Here is a 13,294-nt window from a genome sequence, read left to right on the forward strand (position 1 = left end):
TGCACGTGCCGGCACAAACGGCAGTGCGCCGGCCGTCGACGGCACCGTATGGACGAGGACACCGATCCGACCGACGTGGGCGAGCGGGTGAGCGAGGACGTGGAGACGGCCGCCTCACTCCTCGGTCACTACTACCGCGGCGAGTTGAACCGGATGAACACCGAACACGGCCGGATCGACCGGACGACCAACTGGGCGATCACGCTCATCGCGGCCATCCTGGCGTTCGCTTTCTCCAGTGGCGACCGGCCACACTACGTCTTGCTCGTTGGCATTCTCGCGCTGGGATTGTTCCACCTCGTCGAGACACGGCGCTATCGGGCCTACGACACCTGGCGGTCCCGGGTGCGACTGATCGAGGAGGACCTGCTGGCACCGACGCTCGACCCGGCCGGTGGCGTCGAACACCCCGACTGGCGGGCGGAGCTGGCCGCGGACCTGCGCCAGCCGGCGATCAAGACCCCGTTCGTCGAGGCCTACACGCGCCGACTGCGACGGGTCTACCTGCCCCTCTTTCTCGTCTTGCTCGCGGCGTGGGTCGTCCAGATCCTCGTGGTCGCGCCGGGCGGCGACCCGCTCGCGGCCGCCGACGTCTTCGGCGTGCCGGGCTGGCTCGTCGTCACGAGTGTCGCCGCCTTCTCCGTCGCGCTCCTCGTGATCGCGTTCTGGCCCCGGAAACGACACGCCAAGGGCGAACTGCAGGACCGCGGGAAGGAAGGCGACTGGAAGGGCGAGTGACCGGTCACGAGGACCGGTCGTTCGACGCGTCCAGTTCCCGGATGGTGCCGGGCGGGACCGCCGGCGGCGTCCGTGGCGGGACCTCCGTCCGTGCGACCGCCTCGTCGACGACCGCCGCGTCGGCCCCGTCGGCGGGCGTCGGGAGCGCGACCCGGACGACCGTCCCGCGTGGCTCGTTCTCCTCGAAGCTGAGCGACCCGCCCATCCGGGTGACACCCCACTTCACACCCCAGAGCCCAAGGCCGCTCCCGTGTTCGAGCGGCGCCTCGTCGCCGGCGACGACAGGGGAGCGCTCGGACTCGGGGATGCCGGGGCCGTCGTCGGCGACGGTGATCTGGACGGGGCGGGCAGCCTCGGGATCGACGGTGACGGTCACGTCGACGGTCGGGTCGGCCGAATCGTTGTGTTCGACGGCGTTCTCGACGAGGTCTTCGAGCACGGGGTGGAGGACGCGGTGGTCGGCCCGGGCGACGACGGTGTCGGGGGCCGACCAGGAGACGGCACAGTCCGTGTCTTCCCGGACCGTCTCGACGACGTCGCGGACGACGCTGGTCACGTCGGTCCGGGGATCGGGCGTCACCGGGACGGCCATCATCCGCTCGATCCGGCGGGCCTTGTCGCCGGTCTCTGCGATCGACAGCGCGGTGTCGACGACATCGTCGGCGAGCGCGGCGGCGTCGGCGTCGACCTGCTCGGCGATCATCTCCGCGCGGGTGACGATGGTCGCGGTCTCGTTTCGGAGGTTGTGCCGCAGGACACGGTTGAGGACCGAGAGCCGCTGGCGGCGGGTGTACCGCTCGGTCACGTCCCGGAGGACCAGCGTGTGCCCGATGCAGCGACCCTGTTCGTTCGTGAGTTCGGACACCGAGGGATCGTACTGACGGGGACCGGTGGCGGTGTCGAGACGCACGCCGTCTCGGTCGGCCAGGGCACCGATAGAGGTGCCCAACACGTCCTCGACGAGCCGGTCGGCGGGTTCGCCGTCGGCGGCGAACGCCAGGCGCGCTCGCTCGTTGAGTCGGACGACCCGTCCGGCGCTGTCGGTGACGATCACGAGGTCGTCCATCTCTTCGAGGACCGTCTCCGGGCCGATGGTTCCGGCGGCGGGCAACCCCTGGAACAGGCGGTAGCGGGAGACGGCGGCGACGGCGGCGACGGCACCGATCGAGATGGCGCCGGCACGGACCACCTCGTCGGCCACGCCCGGCAGGGACGTGTCGGTGACCCGGAGCGCCCCGTGAATGAAGTTCCCGACCCAGGGCGCGACGACGATCAGCGCCAGCGCGGCCCCCAGCGACAGGCCGAGATGATCCCGGCGCAGTCCCGTGCGGACGAGCAGGCCGACCGCCACGAGTAGGACGGTCGCCGAGTAGAAGTGCATCGCCACGTAGCCGCTGTACACGCCGAGAACGAACGTCTCGGAGACCGTGGGGAACAGGCCGACCTCCACGAGGCCGACCCACGTGCCGGCCAAGGCGGCGACGACGGCCGGCGCGATCAGCGCCACCGTTCGCCGCCGGGACGTGAACTCGAAGAGACCGTAGTACTCGAAGGCGAAGCGGGCCCACACGACCGGCATCACGACGACGATCAGGGGGTAGATGCCAGTGGCCAGGCTGACCGTCCCTGTCAGGTGATAGGCCACGCCGGAACCGGCGGCCCCGACGGCCAGCAACCCGATGGTCGCCGCGAACCACCGTGCCCCGGCCCCGGGGCGGCGGCGGGTGACCCAGACCGCGACGGCCGCGAACGCGACGGCACTGCACACGGACAGTGCCGTCACTGCCGGCACGCCCTGGACAGCCATGATGTCAACACTCCGGAACTGACGGGGCTTAAATCCGGGTCGAGAAACGATAGTCGAAACGGTAGTGAGCAGAGCCAAGAGCGTCCGCTCCCACGGTGTGCGTATGGGACTGTTCGATCAGCTTCGGCGGGTCCTCGGGTTCGAGGCCGAGGCCGCCGCCACCCGGCCGGCCGATCCCGAGGACCTGTTCGGGATGAGCACCGCCTACGTCACGATGGCGGCCGACCTGGGCTTCGAGTCCGCCGGCGTCGCCGCGCTCTGTTTCGCGAGCGTCGACAGCGCGGACTTCGGCGACGCCGTCGACGAGGTCGCGGCCATCCTCGACGCCGGCGAAGCCGAGACCGGCACCGCCGCGACGTTCCGTGCGGACCGGCACGGATACGACTGGGTCGTTCTCCACGACGACGACGTCGAGGACCTCCTGACGAGCCTCCACTTCGCCGCCGACACCCTCGTCGAACGGGGCTACGGCTCCCGGTTGCTCGCGGCCCTGTTTGCCTTCCAGCGGACCGAACGTGCGCTCACCGGCGACACCGCCGACCGCCCGCTGTACTGGGTGTACTCGTTCCGGCGCGGCGCGTACTACCCCTTCGCGCCGGCGGGCGACCACGAGCGCGACGACACCACCGAGTTCAAACTCGCGAGCGTCCTCGACGGCGAACTCGACGTGGAAGACGACGAGCGCTACTGGTACCCGCTCTGGCCCGAATCACCCCAGGGCCATCCCTGGGATTAGAGGTAGAACATCGCGGCCATGATACACACGCCGGAGATCAGGAACGCGAAGGGGCCGTAGTCGATGGTCGTGTTCCCGATCACGTAGATGCCGGTCCCGACCGTCGGCAGGACCGTGGCGACCAGGAACGCGGTGGTCGCGTTGACCCACGATTCGTCGCTACGTTCCAGCGCCGCCTGCACGAACATCCCGATAGCGACCACCGCGATGGCCAGCGAGTAGTACGCGTAGATCGGGAACCACGGCCCGAACTGGTAGGTCAGCGGCAACACCGCATCCGGACCGGTGTTCGCGATGTGTCCCTGGATCCAGATGTCGTGGCTCGTGACGATCAACACGGTCGTCACGACGGGCATCGCGGCCAGCAGTGCGATGTTCCGGGCCCGGATCAGGTCGTCCCGGCCGGTGAATCGCAGGGCCATGACGAAAATCGCCGTCGGCACGATGGCGCTCCCGATGAAGTGGATCTTGTACCAGAAGATCGCCATCTGTGACGGCGCCGAACTCATCTCCATAGCGTACCCGCCCGCCCAGAGGACGGCGCCGATGAACACGGCGAACAGCGCGTACGCGCCTTTCTGTTCGTGATAATACGCGGTCAGTGCTGCGAGCCCGCTCCCCACGATGGCGACGACCCACAGCGGTATCGTGTATGGTGTTAGTGCAATTGCCACACCGAATCCCCCAATCCCAATAATCAGTATTCATGCATATAAATATTGCAATTGCCATGCGAACCTCTCACACGTTTCTTGACATCTCAAGGTACGGACGGCCACGGGCGCCGGCCGGCCGCTGGCGGCCAGTTTCACTTTCACCACGGTGTTAACGAGGGTTTATGTGTGAGGGGGCAGAAGGTCGGCGTATGGCAACGAGCGAAGACCTCGAAGAGCTGCCGGGTGTGGGACCGGCGACGGCGGAGAAGCTGAAAGAGAACGGGTTCGACGGCTATCAGGGCATCGCGGTCGCCAGCCCGGGCGAACTGTCCAACACCGCGGACATCGGGGAGTCGAGCGCCGCGGACATCATCCAGGCCGCCCGCGAGGCCGCCGACATCGGCGGCTTCGAGTCCGGCGCGCAGGTGCTGGAACGGCGCGAACAGATCGGGAAGCTGACCTGGGGCGTCGAGGAGGTCGACGAGTTGCTCGGCGGCGGCGTCGAGACCCAGTCAATCACCGAAGTGTACGGCGAGTTCGGGGCCGGCAAGTCACAGGTCACCCACCAGCTCGCGGTCAACGTTCAACTGCCCAAGGAACACGGCGGGCTCGAAGGGAGCGCCATCTTCGTCGACTCCGAGGACACCTTCCGCCCCGAGCGAATCGACCAGATGGTCCGCGGACACGACGACGACGTGCTCCAGGACACGATGGAGTTCTTCGGCATGGAGGACGCCAGCGTCGACAACGAGGAGGACCTGGAGGCCCTCGTCGAGGCCTTCCTCGACAACATCCACGTCGCGAAGGCGTTCAACTCCAACCACCAGATCCTGCTCGCGGAGAAAGCAAAGGAGATCGCCAGCGAGAGCCAGGACGGCGAGTTCCCCGTCCGCCTGCTCTGTGTGGACTCCCTGACCGCGCACTTCCGCGCCGAGTACGTCGGCCGTGGCGAACTCGCCGAACGTCAGCAGAAGCTCAACAAACATCTCCACGACCTGATGCGCGTGGGCGACCTCAACAACACCGCCGTCGTCGTCACCAACCAGGTCGCCTCCAACCCCGATTCCTTCTTCGGCGACCCCACCCAGCCCATCGGCGGGAACATCCTGGGTCACACCTCCACGTTCCGCATCTACCTCCGGAAATCCAAAGGTGACAAGCGGATCGTCAAGCTCGTCGACGCCCCCAACCTCCCCGACGGCGAGGGCGTCATGCGCGTCGAGGAAGGTGGCCTGATGGACGAATAACCGCCCCCACCTTTTTCCCGCTCGGTGGCCTGCGGCCACCACTCGGGGCAAAAACGTGGGCGAAAAAGGCCGAGCGCTCACTGCGTTCGCGCTCGGTACGACACGGTGCGCGGACCGCACCTGCACCGCATCCGCACCGCGCCCGCACACCAATTTTTCGGCCGCTCATCGCAAAACGCAGTCCTGAGGTGCTACAGCCTACGGTCTCGACATCACACCACCAGACGTAAAACTTATTTTACTACGTCAAAGACGTTTTACTGTAAAACGCTCTTTACGACAAGAGCGTTTGACGAGGTGGCTTCCATGATGAGGACACAGCGACCCCGCGACGCGAGCGCACAGCTCGGCGCTGGCCGCCGATTCAGCGCCGTCTCAACCTGGTTCCGACGCCCAGTCCGGGGTGACGAGGCGTGACAGAACTACTGGGCCGAGCGGGTCGGATTCGGTCGGCTGTCGCGGGGCTGGCAGCCATCTCCGGACTCGGTCTCGCGGCGTTTACCGTCCTGAACCGCCCGTTCGTCGCCGTCGGCGTCTACGCCGTCGCGCTGGCGGGCGCGGTTGGACTGCAGGCGACCGCCGATATGCCGGTGTTCGACGAACGGGACGCCGACATCTCCCGTGACGCCGCGCGCTGGACGCTCACCATCTTCGGGTGGGCCTCCGCGGGCGTCTTCCCCGCCCTGACCGTCGCGTGGGGCCTCGGGATGTTCGAGTGGCAACCCTGGAGCGTCGCCATCGCGCTGTTCGTGGCGGTGGTGTACCTGACCTACGGCGCGCTCACGTTCGCGCTGGGACGGCAGCGATCAGCATGAACAACTCCCTGCAGGAGTACCGGGACCGCTACGGACTGAGCCAGCGAGAGTTGGCCGAACACGTCGGTGTAACACGTCAGACAATAAATGCCGTCGAGGGCAACCGATACGATCCCTCCGTGGAACTCGTGTTCAAGCTGGCCGCCTTCTTCGAGTGTCCCGTCGAGGACGTGTTCCACCCCGAGGTGGACGTAGAGACGACCGCGAGCGATCACGAGTGAGAAAACGGAGGACGAGCCCCCGGAACACCTCCACGAGAGACGAGGGCTGGAGGGCAGCGGGGCGACAGCGGGCGGCGGGCAGGGTGGTGTGCGGGTGGTGGGCCACCCACTCGTCTCTTGATCCGGTGGGATAACAGTGGTACCGGAGAGTCAAAGGCTCGTTTGTGCCTCACTGCTCGCGGGCCGCCTGCAGGAGACTGATGGCGAACCGGACCGGGAGCAACACGATCACGAAGACTCCGAATATCAGGAGTCCGTTGATCGCGAACCGGTAAAACCACGGCTCGAACAGACAACTGAACCGACCGTACGGTGGACAGTCCGGCAGTCCCGGTGTGAGCACGAACGCACCGCCGAAGATGGTGAGCGCGAAGACGATCGACCCGATGTAGATCGCCACCTGCTGTATCCGCCTAGCCCGGTCAGATGCTACGCGCCGCCCCGAGTCGGCTGTCATCTACCCGGCCAGTCGTGTCGCCAGCAGTATAAGTTCGACTTTCGCTTCGGGTGCGCCGAGCGTTTGCTTTCGCCGAAAAGCAGAGTTCCCGTGGCCGAAAAAACGGCTCGCTCCGCTCGCCGTTACTACTGCTCGGACAGCCACACCAACAGCCCGTTCTGGGCGTGCATCCGATTCTCCGCCTCCACCTTTTTCTCCTCGGGTGCGCTACGCGCACCGCTCGTCGAAAAACGTGGGCGAAAAAGCGGCCACTCACTCCGTTCGTGGCCGGGACTACTGCTCGGACAACCAAACCAGCAACCCGTTCTGGGCGTGCATCCGATTCTCCGCCTGGTCCCAGACGATGGCGTTCTCACTCTCCAGAGCCTCGTCGGTCACCTCCTCGCCACGGTGCGCGGGGAGACAGTGCATCAACGGCCGGTCGCCGAGCAGGTCCGTCGTGACCTGGAAACCGTCGAAGTCGGCGAGTTTCTGCTCGCGCTGGTCCTCCTGGCCCATGCTGACCCACACGTCCGTGTACACTACGTCGGCGTCCGCGACGGCCGCCTCCGGATCGTGGGTGGTCTCGGGTTCGCCGCCGAGCCCGGCCGCCCGCTTGCGCACGTCGTCGTCGATGCCGTACCCCTCCGGCGTCGCGACGGTGAGGTCGATGCCGGCCATCGCCGCGCCGAGGACGAACGACTGGGCGACGTTGTTGCCGTCACCGACCCAGGCGACGTCCACGTCGAACCCGCCGAACCGTTCGCGAATAGTCAGCAGATCCGCCAGCGTCTGACAGGGGTGGGCGTCGTCGGTCAGCCCGTTGATCACCGGAACGGTCGCGTACTCGCCCAGTTCCACCACGTCCGCGTGGTCGAACACGCGAGCCATGATGAAGTCGACGTACCGCGAGACCGCACGGGCCGTGTCCTTGATCGGCTCGCCGTGGCCGAGGTGGATGTCGTCCGGGCCCAGGAAGATGGCGTGTCCGCCGAGCTGGGTCATCCCAGTCTCGAAGGAGACGCGGGTCCGGGTCGACGGTTTCTCGAATATCATACCCAGCGTCTGGTCCACGAGGGGTTGCTGGCCGTCGTCGTCGGCTTTCAGGTCGGCGGCCCGGTCGAGGACCGTCGTCAGTTCGTCGCCGGTCAGGTCGTCGACGTCTAGGAGTGCGCGCGCCATGTCTACTCCCCCATGAGCCGCCGAGCGACCGTCTTCAGCACCTCGACGGAACGGTCGTACTCTGCGAGTTCGAGGTGTTCGTTTGGCGCGTGGTCGAGGTCGGAGTCGCCGGGACCGTAAGTGACCATGGGACAGTCCCACGCCTGTGCGTACACGTTCATATCGCTTGTGCCGGTCTTCCGGAGCAGACGGGGATCGCCCCCCGTCTGACGGATCGCCGCGCGGAACGCCCGCGCCACGTCGGTCCGGGGCGACATCATCACGGGTTCGACCTTGTCCTTCCAGTGGACCCGGTCGGCCACGTCCAGATACCCCTCGGTGATCTCGATGACCTCCTCGGTGTTCATGCTCGGGGGCACGCGCAACTGGATCTCCATCGTCGCCTCGACGGAGAGGCCGTCGTCGGTGAGCCCACCCTCGATCTTCGTGGGTTTGGGCGTCACGCGCTCGAAGACGGCCTCCCACTCGTCGGTCGAGAACTCCGCTTCGACGCTGGACCACCAGGCGATGGCGTCCTGCACGGCGTTGTTCTCCGGGCGGGAAGTGTGGCCCGACTCGCTGGTTGCGACGTAGGTGCCAGCCACCAGCCCGCGGTAGCCGAGCGTGATTCCTTCCCAGCCGGAGGGTTCACCGTTGATCACCGCGTCGGGTTCGGCGTCGCGGTCGTCGATCAGATAGCGACTGCCCCGTGAGTCGACTTCCTCGCCGACGACGCCGACGAAGGAGCCGCCCGTCTCGACCGCGGCGACGGCCATCGCCGCCAGCGGCCCCTTCGCGTCGACGCTCCCGCGGCCCCAGAGGGCGTCGTCGCCGTCCTCGGCGTCGCGGATCTCGACGGGGATGTTCCCGGGCACGGTGTCGATGTGGGACGTCAGCAGGACGCCGTCGTCGGCGGGCGCGCGGACGTTGCCGGCCTGGTCGATCCAGACCTCGCGGTCGTGTTCCTCGAAGTACGAGACCAGCACTTCTGCACAGCGGCGCTCCTCGCCCGACACCGAGGGTGTCGAGACGAGATCGACGAGCAACTGGCGGGCCTCCCCGTCCACGTCGATACTGCTCTGACTGGTGAACTGGGTCCCGCTCATGCGTCGCCCTCCGCGATGGTGGCAATGAGCGCGTCGACGACCTCGTCGGCGTGATCCTCGGTGATCGTCAGCGGCGGCAACAGCCGGACCACCGTCCGGCCGGCCGGCAGCGCCAGCACACCGTGGTTCAGCGCCAGTTCCTTCAGCACGCGGTTGGCCCCGCGGCCGACCTCGACGCCGATCATCAGGCCCTCACCCCGCACTTCACGGACGTGCTCGTCGAGTTCGACGTGGAGGCGCTCCTGGATGTACGACCCCATGTGGGCCGCGTTCTCGGTGATCTCCTCGTCGAGGATCGTCTCGACGGTCGCCTCCGAGGCGGCCGAGACGACGGGGCCGCCGGAGAACGTCGAGGCGTGCGAGCCGTAGTTCTCGGCGATCCACTCCCGGCACAGCGTCGCACCGATGGGGAGGCCGTTGCCCAGGCCCTTGGCGCTCGTGATCATGTCGGGCACCGCGTCCGCCCACTCCGAGGCCCAGAGACTGCCCGTGCGACCCATACCGGTCTGGACCTCGTCGAAGATCAGCGCCGCGCCGTGCTGTGCGGTCTCGACCCGCGCCGTCTGGAGGAACTCCTGACTCGCGGGATTGATGCCGCCCTCGCCCTGCACGGGTTCGACGATGACCGCCGCGGTCTCGTCGTCGATGGCCTCGGCCATCGCCTCGGGATCGTCGTAGGGGACGAACTCCACGTCGCCGATCAGCGGCTCGTAGGGCTTCTTGTACTTGTTCTTCCAGGTCGTAGCGAGCGCACCCATCGTCCGACCGTGGAAGCCCTGCATCGTCGCGACGATCTTCGAGTTGCCCGTGGCCGAGCGGGCGAACTTCAGCGCCGCCTCGTTGGCCTCCGTCCCGGAGTTACAGAGCCACGTGTAGTCGATATCGGCCGGCGCGGTGTCGGCCAGCAGGTCGTACAGCCGGGTCCGGGTCTCGACGGGGTAAGACGCCTGCACGTAGGTCAGGTCCCCGAACTGCTCGCGGACGGCCTCGTTGACCGCGGGATGGTTGTGCCCCAGCGGGACGCAGGCGTAACTGGCCCCCATGTCGAGGTACTCGGTGCCGTCCGACCCGTAGAGGTACGCTCCCTCGCCGCGTTCGATCTGAATCGGTTTCTCGTTGAAGACGAATCCGGTCATGCTGTGTCCTCCAGTGCGCTCGCGTACAGGTGTGTGCCGCCACCGTCGAGTGCCGAGAGAATCGGCTCGTCGGCGTTGGCGTCCGCGATCACGACCTCGTCGGCCCCCGCGTCCAGGGCCTCCTCGGCCGCCATGATCTTCCGGCTCATGAAACCCTCGGCGGCGTCTTCCAGCGCCGCCCACTCCTCGCTGGTCTCGACGCTCTCGATCAGCGTGTCGGGATCGTCGGGGTCCGCGTAGACGCCTTCCACGTCGGTCAGCAACACGAGGGTGCCACCGAGTTCACCCGAAATCGCCGCCGCCGACCGGTCGGCGTCCGTGTTGACGGGCACGATCTCCGCTCGCGGCTCGTCGCCGCTCGCGCTGTCCGAGGCGCTCCGCGTCTCGCGCCCCTCGTCGGCCCCGGCCATCGGGGGCGCGGCGACCGGGACGTAGCCGTCCGAGAGCAGCGACTCCAGCAGGTCGCCGTTGACCTGCTTGATCGTCCCGGAGTGGTCACCCCGCTTGATCTTCTTCTTTCCGTCCTCGACGACCCGGACCGCCGACTTCCGGGGGCCGTGGAGGAGTTTCCCGTCGACGCCGTTGAGTCCGACGGCGTCGACGTCGAGGCTCTGCAGGCCCGCGACGAGCTGGGTGTTGAGGTGGCCAAAGACCATCTCGAACACCTCCATCGTCTCGGCGTCGGTGAACCGACCGACGACGCCGCTCGGCGTTTCGACGTACTCCGGTTCGATGCCGAGTCGCTCCAGCGTGTCGTCGACGGCGGTCGATCCACCGTGGACGACCGCCACGTCCTCGCCGTCGTCGTCCAGTGCTGCGACATCCGAAAGGGCACCCGCTGGATCGACCGCGCGAGCGCCACCGACTTTGATTACTGTTGTCATGAAAAGTCAACCTCCGGGCTACGGGGAGCCCACGGGGTGCAGACCCTGGAACGAAAGGCCCGCCGTCTCCTCCAACCCGAGTGCGACGTTGGCGGCGTGGACGGCCTGACCGGCCGAGCCCTTCATCATGTTGTCGATAGCCGAGAACACGACCAGGCGCTCGTTACCGGGGTCGAGTTCGAAGCCGACTTCAGCCCTGTTGGTCCCCGCGACGGCCTTGGGCTCGGGGTAGCGGTAGACGCCACCGCCGCCCGCGACGAGTTCGACGAACGGTTCGTCCTCGTACTGGCCCCGATAGGCCGACCAGAGGTCGCCCTTCGAGACGGGACCGTTCGGGAAGACGTGACAGGTCGCGCTCGCACCGCGGATCATCTCCACCGCGTGGACGGTGAAGGACACGTCGACGCCGAGGAACTGCTCGATCTCGGCCTCGTGACGGTGGCCCGTCGGCGCGTACGGCCGGACGACGCCGGAGCGCTCGGGGTGGCTGGAGGCCTCCCCGCCGCCGGCACCGCCCTCCGAAGACCCGACCTTCACGTCGACGACGATCCGTTCGTCCCCGTCGAGGACGCCCGCCTCGAACAGGGGCAGGAGCCCCATGATCGTCGCGGTAGCGTTGCAGCCGCCCGAGGCGACGATATCGGCCCCTTCGAGGTTCTCCCGGTTCAGTTCGGGCAGTGCGTACTCGGCTTTCTCCAGCAGTTCGGGCCGACTGTGGCCGTCGTACCACTCGTCGTACTGTGCCTCGGTGTCGAGGCGGAAGTCCGCCGACAGGTCGACGACGGTTCCGGCGGCCTCACGGAACTGGTCGATCTGCTCCATCGTGACGCCGTGGGGCGTCGCGGCGAACAGCACGTCGACCGATTCGAGTTCCTCGGGGTCCGAGAAGCGCAGATCCAGGTTCCGCAGGTTGGGGTGCTGGTGCCCGACCGTCTTGTTGGCCTTCGAGCGACTCGTGGCCTGGACGATCTCGAACTCGGGGTGCCCAGCCAGGAGACGCAGGAGTTCGCCACCGGTGAAGCCGGTGCCGCCCACGACGGATGCGGTCGACGAGGGCTCGCCGTCCGCCGACATCAGGCACTCACCTCCTGCTCCTGCTCGGCTCTGGTTTCGAGCCAGTCCACGACGCGAGCGGGCACGTCCACGTCGGTCGCCTCGTTCAGCGCCTTGAACTCGACGTTGTGGTTGACCTCGTGGACCGTGTATCCATCCGCTGTACCCATGAGGTCGACACCGAGCAGACCGCCGCCGACGGCCTCGGAGGCGCGTTCGACCAGGTCGAGTGCCTCGTCGTCGAGGCCGAACGCGTCGGTCTCGGCCCCCTTGGCAGCGTTGGTGATCCAGTGATCCGAGGAGCGGACCATCGCGGCGACGGGCTCGCCGTCGGTCGCGAGGACGCGGATGTCCTCGCCGCCCTTGTCGACGTACTCCTGGACGTAGAACACCTTGTGCTCGTAGTGGCCCAGCGTCTCCTTGTGTTCGAGGATGGCCTCGGCGGCCGTCCGGCTGTCGATCTTGGCCATCAGGCGGCCCCACGAGCCCACGACGGGCTTGAGGACGCAGGGATAGCCGAACTCCTCGATGGCGTCCATGGCCGCGTCCTTGGTGAACGCGACGGTCGTCTCGGGTGTGGGGACCGCTCCCTCGACCAGCGCGAGACTGTTTTTGGCCTTGTCGGCACACACCCCGGCGGTGTCGGGGTGGTTGACGACGGGGACGTCGTAGGCGTCGACGAACTGCGTGGCGTAGACGCTCCGGCTGGTCGCGAGACACCGGTCGACCACGAGGTCGACGTCCTCGAAGTCAGCAGGCGGCTCGGAGAGTCCGAACTGCTGTTTGCGAACGTCGATCTTCGTGACCTCGTGACCCCGGTCACGAAGCTCCGAGAGGAGGAGCTTCTCGTCCTTGCGGATGCGCGAGTAGAGTATGCCGAAATTCATGGTATCACCGGCCGGCGGCGACCGTACCGCGCGGCCGTCCTCACGCTCACTCCCCCCAGTCCTCTTCGAGCTCGGGTGCCGAGTCCAGCTCGACGGGGTCGGTGTCGACGACTTCCAGCTCCGCACCGCAGGTCGAACAGTCGACGATCTCTCCGGCTTCCAGGTCGTCGTGCAGGGTAACCTCGGCCCCACACTCGATGCATTCGGTCATTGGTACCCCAAAGTCACGCTCGTTACCACTTAAACCCTTCGGACTTGTCGGTAAGAATTAACGACGCAAACTACCGTCTAACCGTAGAAATAGCGACTCTGACGGCATTTCATGAATCCTGTATCATGATTTTGGTATTTCATCCCCTCGCGGGGTTCGTGGTCGCGGTGCGGGGGCCGCTGCGCCCCGACCTCGCGGGT

General features: G+C 67.0%; 15 protein-coding genes. 5 read left to right on the forward strand and 10 right to left on the reverse strand.

Annotated elements, in window-relative coordinates:
* The first annotated feature begins 48 nt into the window (after window positions 1-48).
* Window positions 49-738: a DUF2270 domain-containing protein gene (locus EAF64_RS06415; RefSeq protein ID WP_129068153.1), complete on the forward strand. Its 690-nt coding sequence runs from the start codon at window positions 49-51 to the stop codon at window positions 736-738.
* 4 nt (window positions 739-742) lie between these two features.
* Here EAF64_RS06415 and EAF64_RS06420 read toward each other — a convergent pair whose 3' ends face one another.
* Window positions 743-2,545: an ATP-binding protein gene (locus EAF64_RS06420; RefSeq protein WP_129068154.1), complete on the reverse strand. Its 1,803-nt coding sequence runs from the start codon at window positions 2,543-2,545 to the stop codon at window positions 743-745.
* A 103-nt stretch (window positions 2,546-2,648) separates the two neighbouring features.
* Between EAF64_RS06420 and pspAB the strand changes: the two genes are divergently transcribed.
* Window positions 2,649-3,281, forward strand: a complete 633-nt coding sequence (gene pspAB / locus EAF64_RS06425) for a PspA-associated protein PspAB (protein WP_129068155.1) — start codon at window positions 2,649-2,651, stop codon at window positions 3,279-3,281.
* Here pspAB and EAF64_RS06430 read toward each other — a convergent pair.
* The gene (locus EAF64_RS06430) at window positions 3,278-3,955 is read right to left on the reverse strand and encodes a histidine kinase N-terminal 7TM domain-containing protein (RefSeq protein WP_193767599.1); all 678 of its coding nucleotides are present in this window, start codon (window positions 3,953-3,955) and stop codon (window positions 3,278-3,280) included. The genes pspAB and EAF64_RS06430 overlap by 4 nt on opposite strands.
* 191 nt (window positions 3,956-4,146) lie before the next feature.
* Here EAF64_RS06430 and radA point away from each other — a divergent pair, with 191 nt between their 5' ends.
* The 3 genes from radA (at window position 4,147) to EAF64_RS06445 (ending at window position 6,220) form a co-directional block, all read left to right on the forward strand.
* Entirely contained in the window at window positions 4,147-5,184 is a 1,038-nt protein-coding gene (gene radA, locus EAF64_RS06435) for a DNA repair and recombination protein RadA (protein WP_129068157.1), read from the forward strand.
* 413 nt (window positions 5,185-5,597) lie between these two features.
* Window positions 5,598-5,999 carry a DUF2178 domain-containing protein gene (locus EAF64_RS06440; RefSeq protein ID WP_129068158.1) on the forward strand — a complete coding sequence of 134 codons (402 nt, stop codon included), beginning with the start codon at window positions 5,598-5,600 and terminating at the stop codon, window positions 5,997-5,999.
* Window positions 5,996-6,220 carry a helix-turn-helix transcriptional regulator gene (locus EAF64_RS06445; protein WP_129068159.1) on the forward strand — a complete coding sequence of 75 codons (225 nt, stop codon included), beginning with the start codon at window positions 5,996-5,998 and terminating at the stop codon, window positions 6,218-6,220. The genes EAF64_RS06440 and EAF64_RS06445 overlap by 4 nt, the downstream gene beginning before the upstream one ends.
* A 169-nt stretch (window positions 6,221-6,389) precedes the next feature.
* Here the strand turns inward: EAF64_RS06445 and EAF64_RS06450 are convergent, their stop codons facing one another.
* The 8 genes from EAF64_RS06450 to lysW form a co-directional block, all read right to left on the reverse strand.
* On the reverse strand, window positions 6,390-6,677 hold the full coding sequence (locus EAF64_RS06450; protein WP_129068160.1) for a hypothetical protein: 288 nt from the start codon (window positions 6,675-6,677) through the stop codon (window positions 6,390-6,392).
* Window positions 6,678-6,950: 273 nt separating this feature from the next.
* A complete protein-coding gene (argF, locus tag EAF64_RS06460; protein ID WP_129068162.1) occupies window positions 6,951-7,838 on the reverse strand; it encodes an ornithine carbamoyltransferase in 888 nt (295 codons plus the stop codon).
* Between the two features lie 2 nt (window positions 7,839-7,840).
* Entirely contained in the window at window positions 7,841-8,923 is a 1,083-nt protein-coding gene (locus tag EAF64_RS06465; protein WP_129068163.1) for a [LysW]-lysine hydrolase, read from the reverse strand.
* The gene (locus tag EAF64_RS06470) at window positions 8,920-10,059 is read right to left on the reverse strand and encodes an aspartate aminotransferase family protein (RefSeq protein WP_129068164.1); all 1,140 of its coding nucleotides are present in this window, start codon (window positions 10,057-10,059) and stop codon (window positions 8,920-8,922) included. Before EAF64_RS06470 ends, EAF64_RS06465 begins: the two co-directional genes overlap by 4 nt.
* Entirely contained in the window at window positions 10,056-10,943 is an 888-nt protein-coding gene (locus EAF64_RS06475) for an acetylglutamate/acetylaminoadipate kinase (protein WP_129068165.1), read from the reverse strand. The genes EAF64_RS06470 and EAF64_RS06475 overlap by 4 nt, the downstream gene beginning before the upstream one ends.
* A gap of 18 nt (window positions 10,944-10,961) precedes the next feature.
* A complete protein-coding gene (gene argC / locus EAF64_RS06480; RefSeq protein WP_129068166.1) occupies window positions 10,962-12,017 on the reverse strand; it encodes an N-acetyl-gamma-glutamyl-phosphate reductase in 1,056 nt (351 codons plus the stop codon).
* Window positions 12,017-12,883 carry a lysine biosynthesis protein LysX gene (gene lysX / locus EAF64_RS06485; RefSeq protein ID WP_129068167.1) on the reverse strand — a complete coding sequence of 289 codons (867 nt, stop codon included), beginning with the start codon at window positions 12,881-12,883 and terminating at the stop codon, window positions 12,017-12,019. The genes argC and lysX overlap by 1 nt, the downstream gene beginning before the upstream one ends.
* A gap of 46 nt (window positions 12,884-12,929) precedes the next feature.
* The gene (lysW, locus tag EAF64_RS06490) at window positions 12,930-13,094 is read right to left on the reverse strand and encodes a lysine biosynthesis protein LysW (RefSeq protein ID WP_129068168.1); all 165 of its coding nucleotides are present in this window, start codon (window positions 13,092-13,094) and stop codon (window positions 12,930-12,932) included.
* Between the last annotated feature and the right edge of the window lie 200 nt (window positions 13,095-13,294).

Origin of the sequence: Halorientalis pallida (assembly GCF_004118325.1) — an archaeon.
GTDB classification, from domain to species: domain Archaea; phylum Halobacteriota; class Halobacteria; order Halobacteriales; family Haloarculaceae; genus Halorientalis; species Halorientalis pallida.

What these genes read in the sequence shown, in the direction of transcription:
- EAF64_RS06415 (WP_129068153.1), top strand. Translation starts at nt 49, where the DNA reads ATGGACGAGGACACCGATCCGACCGACGTGGGCGAGCGGGTGAGCGAG.
- EAF64_RS06420 (WP_129068154.1), bottom strand. Translation starts at nt 2,545, where the DNA reads ATGGCTGTCCAGGGCGTGCCGGCAGTGACGGCACTGTCCGTGTGCAGT.
- pspAB (WP_129068155.1), top strand. Translation starts at nt 2,649, where the DNA reads ATGGGACTGTTCGATCAGCTTCGGCGGGTCCTCGGGTTCGAGGCCGAG.
- radA (WP_129068157.1), top strand. Translation starts at nt 4,147, where the DNA reads ATGGCAACGAGCGAAGACCTCGAAGAGCTGCCGGGTGTGGGACCGGCG.
- EAF64_RS06445 (WP_129068159.1), top strand. Translation starts at nt 5,996, where the DNA reads ATGAACAACTCCCTGCAGGAGTACCGGGACCGCTACGGACTGAGCCAG.
- EAF64_RS06450 (WP_129068160.1), bottom strand. Translation starts at nt 6,677, where the DNA reads ATGACAGCCGACTCGGGGCGGCGCGTAGCATCTGACCGGGCTAGGCGG.
- argF (WP_129068162.1), bottom strand. Translation starts at nt 7,838, where the DNA reads ATGGCGCGCGCACTCCTAGACGTCGACGACCTGACCGGCGACGAACTG.
- EAF64_RS06465 (WP_129068163.1), bottom strand. Translation starts at nt 8,923, where the DNA reads ATGAGCGGGACCCAGTTCACCAGTCAGAGCAGTATCGACGTGGACGGG.
- EAF64_RS06470 (WP_129068164.1), bottom strand. Translation starts at nt 10,059, where the DNA reads ATGACCGGATTCGTCTTCAACGAGAAACCGATTCAGATCGAACGCGGC.
- EAF64_RS06475 (WP_129068165.1), bottom strand. Translation starts at nt 10,943, where the DNA reads ATGACAACAGTAATCAAAGTCGGTGGCGCTCGCGCGGTCGATCCAGCG.
- argC (WP_129068166.1), bottom strand. Translation starts at nt 12,017, where the DNA reads ATGTCGGCGGACGGCGAGCCCTCGTCGACCGCATCCGTCGTGGGCGGC.
- lysX (WP_129068167.1), bottom strand. Translation starts at nt 12,883, where the DNA reads ATGAATTTCGGCATACTCTACTCGCGCATCCGCAAGGACGAGAAGCTC.
- lysW (WP_129068168.1), bottom strand. Translation starts at nt 13,094, where the DNA reads ATGACCGAATGCATCGAGTGTGGGGCCGAGGTTACCCTGCACGACGAC.